The sequence below is a fragment of the Spirosoma utsteinense genome (assembly GCF_014282275.1).
Lineage (GTDB): Bacteria > Bacteroidota > Bacteroidia > Cytophagales > Spirosomataceae > Spirosoma > Spirosoma utsteinense.
Genome location: NZ_VFIA01000020.1, coordinates 89,044 through 100,740, shown reverse-complemented (window position 1 = coordinate 100,740; position 11,697 = coordinate 89,044). Strand labels below are relative to the sequence as shown.

The window sequence follows — 11,697 nt, the reverse complement described above, 5'->3', positions numbered from 1 at the left end:
CTCATAACTCATCGCTATAATGATTAGTTTACCCCCGTATGACCAGCAGCATTTCTATTATCATTCCCACCCTCAATGAAGAACGCGACCTGCCCCGCACGCTGCGACTGCTCCAGTGCCTGTGTCCGCAGCCCCTCGAAATCATCATTGCCGACGGAGGCAGCACCGACCGGACGCTTCAGTTGGCCGACGCCATAAGACCGTGCTTTCGGTCACTTCGGATCATTCGTTGCGCACATCCGGGCCGCGCCAGTCAGATGAATGCCGGAGCGGCCAGCGCCACGGGCGACATCCTCTGCTTTCTGCATGCCGACACAGCGTTGCCCGATGACGCCCTGCGTGTGATGCAGCATACCCTCGCCGAGCCGAAAACCGTGGCGGGCGGATTCATATCGATCATGCGCGGCCCATCGACAACGCGCTGGGTTACCTCCTTTCATAATTACATCAAGACCTACTACGCCCCGCTCCTCTTCCGGCCCCGGTTATTTTTTCGGGGGGCGCGGCTGCTTTTTGGCGATCAGGTGATCTTCTGCCGACGCAGCCAGTTCGAAGCCGTTGGGGGGTATGACGGCACGATGCCCATTATGGAAGAAGCGGATCTACTGCTTAGACTGGTGCAGTTCGGGCGCATACGGCAGGTAAACCGAACGGTGGAATCATCGGATCGACGGGTGGCGGCCTGGGGCTTCTGGAAAGCCAACACCATTTATCTGGCTATTGGGCTTTTATGGGGTGTAGGCTATCCACCCGAAAAACTCAAGCGCTGGTTCGAAGATATCCGATAAACGCCTTTGCATGACCGGACGCCCGGTCGATCGTACCAATTCTTTTTTGGTGATTCATTATAGCCTGGTTCATACACAGCCGCAAAACTCGTTAAGTGAAGGTTAGGAGTTGGTAGACTTTATGATTGATCAGGAACCGATGGGGCCGCTTCCGCTGCCAGATAGGCATCCATACCCGCTTTCAATCGGTTGACAATAACCCGGCGCAGTCGCTCCGGTTCAAGGACCTGCACCCCCTCACCAAATCCCAGAATTTCTTTCTCCAACTCGAAATTGTGCTGAACCGTAAGCTGAATAAAGATGCCCTCGGGCGTTCGCTCAACTACCTGCTGCGAGTGGTGCAGGGGTTTGGTTTCGACATAGGGTGCATGCAACTGACTGACAAACAGCCTGACTTTTACGGGGCGCATCCCTTCGCTGACCGACACCCCAATCACATCGCGGTAATACACATCAGGGTCCAGGTTGTCGTTGGCAATATAGTCAAGGTCGGGTGCTGCCGTAATGCTCAGCATACGGTCGAGGGCCAGGTTCATGGTATAGCGTTTACCTGTGCATACCCCCACGGCGAACCAGCGGTTCTTGAATTCTTTCAGCCACCACACATGAAAGGTATACGTTTGCGGTAGCCGGGCCGAAAACGACTGGTAATCAATTAAAAGCACCCGTTGCTGAACCACCGCCTGGTACAGTTCTTCCAGGTAGTGAAGTCCCTTCAGGCTCTCGTTCTTCTCGAAGTCGATGACTGGAGCCGACTTCCGGGCGGTCGAATACACGTGGTCTTCAAGCTTCTGAACCACTTCGTTCAGAGCCGTAAAGTGCGAGAATCCCTTGAACTGCTTAAGTACTTCGACCGCTTCGTTCATCCGCGACAGATTGCCATCCGACAGCGGGATGTTAGTGATGCTATAGGCGGGGTCTTCGTACGTATAGTATTTTTTGGCGATGACGACAATGGGCGCAAAATACCCCAGTTTATCGCTGCGCATCATCTGGAGGTCGGCCTGAACAGTGCGACGGCTGATGCCTTTGTCCAGCCCTTCGTACTCATACAGGGCTTCCGACACTTTCCCGATCAGGTCGTCGAGCGTCCAGTTGCGTTGCCGGTTGCGCAGGCAGGCATCCAGCGTTTTGTATCGGACAAGGGCGTTTCGGTTGGCAGGCACGGAATTGAATGATGAGTGATGAATTATAGGGGAAGTGGAATTGCTTTTTTTTGAAAAATGAGAAAATTTTTTGATCTGCGCAAAAACACTGCGTAGTGACGCCTAACCTTTGTTGCGATAGGAACGTCTATTGCCAACCCTGACGCGGGTTTCCGGATAGCCCCGTAGTATCGTCACCGCTGGTGTACGCTATGCTGTTGGTTCTGGATGGTTCTGTCTCCAGTCTGTCGGTCGGAGGTTCGATTCCTTCTCCTGCTTCGGTAGGGTAGCTCAGTGGGTAGAGCAGCAGAAAAACGCAGGTTCGACTCCTGCTATCAACTTGCATAAAGTTGATCCGTTGGTTGGGAAGAAGGCCACTTCTAAAAAGGCCACCATAAGTGAAAATCAGTAAGGAGTTATCCGGTTGTGTGGCCGTCACGGCTACGCAGCAGTTGCTTCGGCGACCGGATAAGTCAACGCCAGCAGGCCCGTTTCGCCGTAGTTGGGTGTGCGTTGTGACGGAGAAAGACATTGGATCTGTTATCGCTGGCGGCCTTCGGGTGGCTGCGAAACGGAACCAACCCCTTCTCTGAACCCTCGCAACAGAACAACCGCCGATGGGTTTCCGCCTTGCCTGAACGGGAGGCTTCTTACTGGTTTTTTATTGTTAATCAGATTTTCAGCAGTAGGCAGACTGGGCAATAAGTAGCGCGCGCTTAGACCCAAACTCGTAGGCTGACAATCGCAAACAGGTATCGATGATGAAATTTATACGCATTCAGGCCCTCCAAATCGGGTTAGTGTTCAAGTATGGTGGTTTTAAGCAACTGCTTTCGCCGGGCCGTTACTGGCTTTGGTCTGACGAGACGGTCCATCTGTATAACCAGGGTGAGCTGTTGCAGAATCCCCCCTGCCATCTGGTCGTTTTGCTTCAGTACCCGGAAATTGCCGCTGCGCTCGACGTCGTTGAGGTTGGCGACAATGAGATTGCGCTGCAATATGAGCATGGACTTTTCCAGACGGTATTGCGGAAAGGGCGCTGGGCTTTCTGGACCGGAGTCAGGCACTATCAGTACATAAAAGCGGATATGAGTCAGCTGGAAATACCCGCCAGCATCGACCTGGTAGCACTGATGCCCCAGCCTTTATCGGCCTATGTGCGAACCTTTACCGTAGAGGCCCACGAGCAGGGTGTTCTGTTTATCGACCGGAAATTCGACCGGGTGCTTACCGCCGGAACGTATTACTGGTGGAAAAATACGATGCCCGTTCATGTCCTGAAGGCCGATATGCGCCAGCAGCAACTGGAAGTTTCCGGTCAGGAAATCCTGACCAAAGACAAAGCTTCACTGCGGCTGAGCGTTTACGTTCAATACCAGGTCCAGAACGTCATTAAGGCATTAGTTGAGAATAAGGACTTCGATAGACAGCTGTACATTTTGGTGCAACTCGCGCTGCGTGAGTACGTTGGCGGATTTACGCTGGATGAGCTACTTGATAAAAAGGGACAAATAGCCCCGTTTGTAGTTACAGCTACATCGGATAAAGCGGCCCAGCTTGGAGTCGAACTTCGAACCGGTGGTATCCGTGACATCATCCTGCCCGGCGACATGCGCGACATCATGAACCAGGTGTTGATGGCCGAAAAGAAAGCGCAGGCCAACGTCATCATGCGTCGGGAAGAGACCGCGTCGACCCGGAGCTTGCTGAACACTGCCAAGCTGATGGAAGATAATGATATGCTCTGGAAGTTGAAAGAGATGGAGTACGTTGAGAAGATCGCGGATAAAATTAGTTCGATCTCCGTCTCCAACAGTGGCTCGATGGTCGATCAGTTAAAGCAGATTCTTGGGCGGGGAAATTGACAAAAGAAAAACCAAACAAATGGACACACTCATCTCTATAGACGACATTTTAGCCTTGGCACCCATTCCGGAGCCGCTACAGGCTGCTTTCTTGCGGGTTGCGAATGGGCTGGTGCAGCGGGGTAAGCAGCCTAAAGGAAAAGTAATGGGTTTGCTGGCGCAGCTGCTCCAGAACCCGAAAAAGTATGCGTTCTCGAAGAACAAAGTCACGAATCTGGCGAAGGCGATTTATGACCTGAACAAACAGGGCATTGCCGTTCCGCTCAGTGAAGCGGGTGCCGCTTATTTGCCCGCCGAACCAGTTCCTGATGTGGCAGGAAGTATGGAGAAGCAGGCAGTACAAACCATTGGTCTGCGTGAAGGCCCATTACCGTATGCTGTTTTCGGTCGGGAGTTCATTGAAGAAGGGGCGCTGAAGCAAATGGAAACAGCCGCCAGTCTACCGATCTCGGTGGCGGGGGCGCTCATGCCCGACGCGCATCAGGGGTATGGACTTCCCATCGGCGGGGTGCTGGCTACGGAAGCCGATCGGGTAATTCCCTTTGCGGTGGGCGTTGATATTGCCTGCCGGATGTGCCTGTCGGTGTTCGATCTGCCCCCGGCCTTCCTGACGCGCGAACCACACCTGCTGAAAAAATCGCTGGTGGAACTGACCAAATTCGGGATGGGGGGCGAAACCCGCGATAAATTCGACGAGAGCGTAATGGACTTACCCGAATGGCAGGCGACCAAAGTGATTCGCGACCTGAAAGATAAAGCCTATCGTCAGTTGGGAAGCTCGGGTACAGGTAATCACTTTGTGGAGTGGGGTATTGTTGAGGTACATGAGGACAGCCAACCGAACGGATCCGGCCTGAATCTGCCGCCGGGCGACTACTTAGCGCTATTGTCGCATTCCGGCTCCCGTGGATTTGGGGCAAACATTGCCAACACGTATTCAAAACTGGCGATGCAGAAAACCAAACTGCCCGGGGAAGCCGCTCATCTGGCCTGGCTTGACCTGAACACCCAGGAAGGACAGGAGTACTGGATCGGGATGAATCTGGCGGGTGCGTATGCCTCGGCCAATCACCACGAGATTCACCATAAGCTGGCTAAAGCGTTACGCGAGAAACCCCTGGTGATGGTCGAAAACCACCACAATTTTGCCTGGAAAGAGCAATTGGCCGATGGTCGGGACGTACTTGTCCACCGGAAGGGCGCAACCCCCGCCGGGCCGGGCGTGCTGGGCATTATTCCGGGGTCGATGACGCAGCCGGGCTTTGTGGTTCGGGGTCGTGGCAACATTGAATCGCTGAATTCGGCTTCACACGGGGCCGGACGGCTCATGTCCCGTACGAAGGCGTTCAACACCATCACCCGTTCGCAGTGGACCAAAGCCCTTGAAGAAGCCGGTGTTCTACTCGTGGGTGGCGACCTGGATGAGGCCCCGATGGTTTATAAAGACATCGACACCGTTATTGGTGTCCAGCTTGATCTGGTGGACGTACTGGCGAAGTTCACCCCTAAAATCGTTCGAATGGCCGACGCCAACCGGAAGGAAGGGCGGGAGGATTAAGGGACACGCTAGCCGTGCCGTGCTCACAAAGCGGTCGGATTGCTGGAGCCATGACAAACTGCTCACCAAAAATAAGTCGCTCAAATTCTGCGTGACTACTTAGGTAAGTTTCAACCATGGAATTAACGCTGGAGCCTGTCTTTACAACTAGCTTTTGTTAGCAACCATGCGCGCTTATTGACTAGCTTTGGTCCTGACGCTGGAACCCTTCGTTACCGGCGTAAAATCCTTTTTTTATTCATGAAAAGACTCATATACTTCTCTTTAGCCCTGTTACTGACAGGTGCCTGTAAGCAAGTTTCACTGACCAGTAGTAAGCGCGTTGTTCTAACGGGGATAGATCCTTCCAAAAAACCAGGGGATGACTTTTTCACGTATGCCAACGGCATTTGGTATGATACCGCCCGGATAGCGGCCAGTCAAACGGGTGTGGGTGCTTACTCGTTTATGAACTATCCGCAGCGAATCCGGCTCCAGGGAATTTTAGACAGCGTTTCGGCAAGCAACAACCCGGCAGGGAGCATTGAACAAAAAGTGGGCGATTTCTACGCGTCAGGCATGGACACCCTGGCGATCAACAAACGCGGTTACGAACCCATCAAGCCCCTGCTCACCCGTATCCAGGCCGTAACCGATGTGGCTTCGCTGCTGACGCTGGTCGCTGAAGAACAAAAGGCAGGCAATGGGTCCATCATCAGCTTTAACATAGGGCCCGATAATAAAAAGAGTACGGTCAATATTGCGCAGTTCTATCAAACCGGCATTGGCTTGCCGGAGAGAGATTATTATATCAAAACCGATTCGTCAACCCTCGCTATTCAAAAAGCATATAAAAATTACCTCACCCGCCTGTTTGAACTGACCGGTACGGAGACCACGGCAGCCGAGAAAAACGCAGCCGTTACCTACGAAATTGAAAAACAGTTCGCCACCGCCCATAGAACCAATATCGAACGCCGGGATGTGAAGGCGAACTACAATAAGCTGGCCGTCGCTGATCTGTCAAACAAACAGCCTACCCTGAACTGGCCTACATTGTTGGCCAACCTGGGTGTAAAAGTCGACTCCATCAACGTAGGGCAACCGGCTTATTACGACAGGCTGAACTCGATGCTGACATCCGTTTCGGTCGACGACTGGAAAGCGTATTTGAAAGCCCATGCGCTGACCAACTATTCGACTTACTTAAGCCAGCCGTTTGCCGATGCGTCTTTTGCGTATGCAAAGATTTTGACGGGGCAGGCCGTTAAGAAAACGCGGGCCGAAGAAATGACGCAGGTGATCGATGGTTCGCTGGGCGACGCACTGGCCCAGTTGTACGTAAAGAAATATTTCACGGCAGAATCAAAGAAACGGATAACCGACCTGGTAGATAACCTCAAAAAAGCGTTTGAAGCCCGCATCAACAAGCTGGACTGGATGAGCGATTCTACCAAAACAAAGGCGAAAGAAAAACTATACGCGTTCAATCAGAAAATTGGCTACCCGGACAAATGGAGAGACTACTCGGATGTGACCGTAAAACGAAATGCTTATTTTGAAAACCGGTTGTCGGCCATTAAAAATGAATACAGCTTCCGTCTGGCTAAAGTCGGACAGCCCGTCGACCGGACGGAATGGCATACGACCCCGCCAACGGTAACGGCCTATAACAACCCCCCGCTCAACGAAATTGTGTTCCCGGCGGGCATCTTACAATCCCCTTACTTCGATTTATACGCCGACGATGCGCTCAACTACGGCGGTGTCGGCATGGTGATCGGCCACGAAATAACGCACTCCTTCGACGACCAGGGTGCCCAGTTTGATAAAGTCGGCAACGTGACCAACTGGTGGACAAAAGGGGACTACGACAAATTCAAAGCGAGAACGCAGCAGGTGATCGATCAATACAATCAGTTTACCGTACTCGACTCGGTGCATGTAAAAGGAGCCTTGACGGTGGGGGAGAACACCGCCGACATTGCAGGCGTTGCCATTGCCTATGATGCCTTCAAACTGACCGAGCAGGGCAAGGCCACCACGAAACTCGATGGCTTTACCCCCGATCAGCGCTTCTTCATTTCGATAGCCCGGATATGGCGGGTAAAAACAAGGGATGAGTTTTTGCGGATGTATGTAAACACCAACCCGCACTCGCCGGCCAAGTGGCGGGTGAACGGGCCGCTCATGAACTTCACGCCTTTTTACAAGGCCTTCAACGTGCAGCCGGGCGACAAGATGTATAAACCCGAACAGGCAAGGATAACGGTTTGGTAAGGCGAAGCTCAACCATCCAGGACGTATCCTGAAAGCTGGATGGTTGAGCTTCGGTATGGAGTCAGGTTCATGCTGCGGAGTCGGGCCAGGTGTTGGTTGATGAAAGCCCTGTCAGAACGTCTGATGCTGGTTGCGTAACGGTATACTTTTGTCGTTAGCGGCTTTGTATCGTTGAGGGTCACGCACCTATACTGAACGCCGTGCTCCTGCCTTACCGACCATGAAGCGACTCCTTTTACCCATTGGCACACTGGCCGCCCTGGCTCTTGGCTGGTCCCAGTTTCACCAGAACGCTACCGACGACAAACCCAACGACAACACAAACTGGGGTGAATACCTCGGCGGTCCCGACCGTAGCCACTACTCGGCCCTGACTCAGATTGCTCCCGCTAACGTAGCCCAGCTCAAAGTAGCCTGGACCTATACCTCGCCCGACAGCGGCCAGATTCAGACAAATCCCATTGTGGTCGATGGCGTTCTCTATGGCGTAACGCCAACTGTACAGGCGTTTGCGCTCGATGCGGCAACGGGCAAGGAAATATGGAAATTTGGCGACCCCCTCAAGGTGTGGCACAGTACCAGCCGGGGCGTCACCTACTGGGCGTCGGGTTCGGACAAACGGATTCTGTACACCGTTGGTCCGAAACTCTATGCGCTGGACGCTACTACGGGCAAACCCATTCCCGACTTCGGCACCAACGGCACCGCCGATCTGCACGACGGACTGGGCGGGCAGGCCAAAGACAAGTTCATCATCTCCAACACGCCCGGCACGCTCTTCGAGGATCTGATCGTAATGCCCGTGCGGGTATCTGAAGGCCCCGACGCAGCCCCCGGCTATATCCGTGCCTTCAACGTCAGGACCGGGAAACTCGTCTGGACGTTTCGCACCATCCCCAATCCCGGCGAACTGGGCTACGAAACCTGGCCTAAGGAGGCTCACAAAAACACCGACGTAGGCGCGGCCAACAACTGGGCGGGTATGGCTGTCGACCGGCCCCGCGGCATCATCTACGTACCCACCGGCTCAGCCGCGTATGACTTCTACGGCGGCAACCGCAAAGGCCAGAACCTCTTTGCCAACTGCCTGCTGGCGCTCGACGCCCGCACCGGCAAACGACTCTGGCACTTCCAGGCCGTTCACCACGACATCTGGGACCGCGACTTTCCGGCTCCGCCCAACCTGATCACCGTTACGCATAACGGCAAAAAAATCGATGCCGTAGCCCAGATCACGAAGTCGGGTCACGTCTACACCTTCGACCGGGTTACGGGCAAGCCCCTGTTCCCGATCCGCGAAGTGCCGGTACCCAAATCCGACATCCCCGGCGAATCATCCTGGCCTACCCAGCCCGTGCCGCAGAAGCCGGCGGCTTTTGCCCGGCAGGCCATGACCGAGGCCGACATCAACCCCTACTCTACCGACCGTGATTCGCTGCTGGCAACGTTCCGGAAGATCGGAAAGCGCTTTTATGAGCCCATCAGCAAACGGGGGTCCCTGCTGTTCCCCGGCTGCGACGGCGGGGGCGAATGGGGCGGGGCCGCAGCCGACCCCGATGGAATCCTGTATGTCAACGCCAACGACATTCCCTGGATCTTCACCATGGTCGACGCACCAAAGGATGACGAACTGGCCCATCTGAGCCCCGGCCAGCGTCTTTACACCCAGAACTGCATCAGCTGCCACGGTCCTGAGCGCAAGGGCAACGCCCGCAGCGGGTACCCATCCCTGGCCAATATCAGCCAGCGACGCGACCGGCCGTATGTGTCGCAGATTATCAGCAATGGCAAGGGGATGATGCCCGGCTTTACGGCCCTTTCGGCCGAGCAAAAACAGGCCCTGATTGCCTTTTTATTCAATGATGAGAAACAGGAAGTGGCCAGCAGTTCGCCCTACCCGTCAAAAACAAAAGAGCCCTATTTGCCCTACAAAGTGACGGGTTACAATAAATTCCAGGACAGCAAAGGGTTATCGGCCGTGGCTCCCCCCTGGGGCACGCTCAATGCCATCGACCTCAACACCGGCGAGTACCTGTGGAAAATTCCCCTGGGCGAAGACCCCGAGATGGCGGCCAAAGGCATCCGACATACCGGCACCGAAAACTATGGTGGCCCCGTTGTAACGGCCAGCGGCCTGCTGTTCATTGCAGCGACCAAAGACGAAAAGTTTCGGGCGTTCGACAAAAAGACGGGCAAACTACTCTGGGAGACAACGCTCCCGGCCGCTGGTTTCGCCACACCGGCTACGTATCAGGTTGGCGGCAAGCAGTATGTCGTCATCGCCTGCGGAGGGGTGAAACTGGGGACTAAAAAGGGAAATCAGTATGTGGCGTTTGCCCTGCCCTAGTGCCTGAGCCGGGTCGATCCCGGCCAGATACTGAACCTTGCCCCCGCGAACCAGTTAGTTCACTACGGATGTTGCGGGTGCAGGATTCAGGAATTCACAGCTTTATCAATGAAGAAAATTGCGTTACTGACGGTCCTGTGTTTGCTGGCCTTCAGCGCGTTCAGCCAGCAAAACCGGATTATCGAACGAAATAACGTAGGTTGGTACACCTACAACGGCGATCACAAACTGGCTGGCCGCTGGCAACTTCACACCGAATACCAGTGGCGTCGCATCGATTTTATCCGCACCTGGCAACAGTCGCTGGCGCGGCTGGGGCTGGTGTATAAACTAACCGACCGGGTACAGGCATCGGGGGGATATACCCTGTTTACAACCTATCCGTACGGCAACTACCCCTCGGCCGATGCCGGCGTTCCCACGCCCGAACACCGGATCTATGAAGATATTCAGGTTAGCGATAAATTCGGGCGGCTGGAGCTGAATCATCGAATACGGCTGGAACAACGCTGGCTTAGTCAGCCGTCCGAGGACAATCCACGCCGGATAGCCGATTGGGAATACCAGCACCGGGTCCGGTATCAGCTGTCGGCTACCTACCCGCTCAGCGGGCCTACCATCGACGACGGCGAGTTTTACCTCAACGCCTTCGATGAACTGTTTATCAGCTTCGGCCGAAATGTGGGCGCTAACGTATTTAACCAGAATCGCCTTTCAGGCGGTCTGGGCTATCAGGTTACCGACAAGTTCAAACTGGAACTGAATTACTTCAGCCGAATTGTACAACACGCCGAATCGGAACCCGTTTCCAACAAACCTATTTTCGATATAGATACCGGGGTGCGGCTCAATGTTAATTATGATCTCGATTTCAGCCGGAAGTAAATCCTCTCGTAAACCCCACAAGCCAATTAGCGGTTATCTCGCCGTATGAGTCTGTCTGTAATCCTCATTGTTGTCAACCTTCTCTTCCCTCCCGACTCCTTGACCCCGTCGGACTCAGGCCGACGGGCGAACCGAATACGGCCAACGTTTAACCTTGACTTTCGAAATTCGTTCCTGGACCGGCAGCGCGTCAATGTGTGGGGCGTAAACGCCGGTATTGAATTCGGGGCCAAGCGGCATCAGCTTACCCTCGGCTATTACTGGCTCAACTACGCCACCTACCTGCGCCTTATCAACTGGCGACGCGACGCAGCCCGGCGCATCAATCTCGCCTATTATACCCGCACCGACTTATGGTTCACGAGCGTACAATACTGGTGGAATATGACCAATAACAAGCGCTGGATGGTTAGCATACCGGTCGAGTTGGGGGGTGGCGTGGCCTACGCCGTTCCCCGCGATCTGCGGCAGGATGTTCAGGTGGACCGTACCCGCAGGGACTTTTTCGTGCCGCTTCAGGTGGGCGCTTACGCGCAGTGGAAAGCCACTCGCTGGATTGGTTTCAGCGGACAGATCGGCTACCGATATTCTGTTTTCCAGACCGACATCAACCAGAATTTCAACGGGACTTACTATAGCGTTGGCCTAACCATATACCCGGCATTACTGACAGACGTGTGGCGTTTCGCAGCGAAAGGAGATCATATTTCGCCGGTTCGCCCGCCCCGGCCCCACAAGTTGAAACGTAAAAACTAACCACAGGGTGTTGCAGATCTCTCGAACCCGACGCCACGCAGACCAAAAACAGAAACCCCCAACAAGCTGTTTGACAGGGGCTAACGACTAACTA

9 protein-coding genes are annotated in these 11,697 nt (G+C 54.3%); 7 read left to right on the top strand and 2 right to left on the bottom strand.

The window, feature by feature from the left end; all coding sequences use genetic code 11:
* Positions 1 to 38: 38 nt before the first annotated feature.
* Entirely contained in the window at positions 39 to 788 is a 750-nt protein-coding gene (locus FH603_RS16545; RefSeq protein ID WP_186738650.1) for a TIGR04283 family arsenosugar biosynthesis glycosyltransferase, read from the top strand.
* Positions 789 to 907: 119 nt separating this feature from the next.
* Here the strand turns inward: FH603_RS16545 and FH603_RS16540 are convergent, their stop codons facing one another.
* Both FH603_RS16540 and FH603_RS16535 read right to left on the bottom strand, forming a co-directional pair.
* Positions 908 to 1,954: a helix-turn-helix transcriptional regulator gene (locus tag FH603_RS16540; protein WP_186738649.1), complete on the bottom strand. Its 1,047-nt coding sequence runs from the start codon at positions 1,952 to 1,954 to the stop codon at positions 908 to 910.
* A 127-nt stretch (positions 1,955 to 2,081) separates the two neighbouring features.
* A complete protein-coding gene (locus tag FH603_RS16535) occupies positions 2,082 to 2,465 on the bottom strand; it encodes a hypothetical protein (protein ID WP_186738648.1) in 384 nt (127 codons plus the stop codon).
* 226 nt (positions 2,466 to 2,691) lie between these two features.
* On the opposite strand from FH603_RS16535, the gene FH603_RS16530 reads away from it, so the two are divergent.
* The 6 genes from FH603_RS16530 to FH603_RS16505 all read left to right on the top strand — a co-directional run bounded on the left by FH603_RS16530 (position 2,692) and on the right by FH603_RS16505 (position 11,603).
* A complete protein-coding gene (locus tag FH603_RS16530) occupies positions 2,692 to 3,798 on the top strand; it encodes a slipin family protein (protein WP_244968012.1) in 1,107 nt (368 codons plus the stop codon).
* Positions 3,799 to 3,817: 19 nt separating this feature from the next.
* Positions 3,818 to 5,356, top strand: a complete 1,539-nt coding sequence (locus FH603_RS16525; RefSeq protein ID WP_186738647.1) for an RtcB family protein — start codon at positions 3,818 to 3,820, stop codon at positions 5,354 to 5,356.
* A 240-nt stretch (positions 5,357 to 5,596) separates the two neighbouring features.
* Positions 5,597 to 7,615, top strand: a complete 2,019-nt coding sequence (locus tag FH603_RS16520; RefSeq protein ID WP_186738646.1) for a M13 family metallopeptidase — start codon at positions 5,597 to 5,599, stop codon at positions 7,613 to 7,615.
* A 220-nt stretch (positions 7,616 to 7,835) separates the two neighbouring features.
* On the top strand, positions 7,836 to 9,962 hold the full coding sequence (locus FH603_RS16515) for an outer membrane protein assembly factor BamB family protein (protein WP_186738645.1): 2,127 nt from the start codon (positions 7,836 to 7,838) through the stop codon (positions 9,960 to 9,962).
* 108 nt (positions 9,963 to 10,070) lie between these two features.
* Positions 10,071 to 10,847: a DUF2490 domain-containing protein gene (locus FH603_RS16510; protein WP_186738644.1), complete on the top strand. Its 777-nt coding sequence runs from the start codon at positions 10,071 to 10,073 to the stop codon at positions 10,845 to 10,847.
* Positions 10,848 to 10,892: 45 nt separating this feature from the next.
* Positions 10,893 to 11,603 carry a hypothetical protein gene (locus FH603_RS16505; RefSeq protein WP_186738643.1) on the top strand — a complete coding sequence of 237 codons (711 nt, stop codon included), beginning with the start codon at positions 10,893 to 10,895 and terminating at the stop codon, positions 11,601 to 11,603.
* Positions 11,604 to 11,697: the final 94 nt, after the last annotated feature.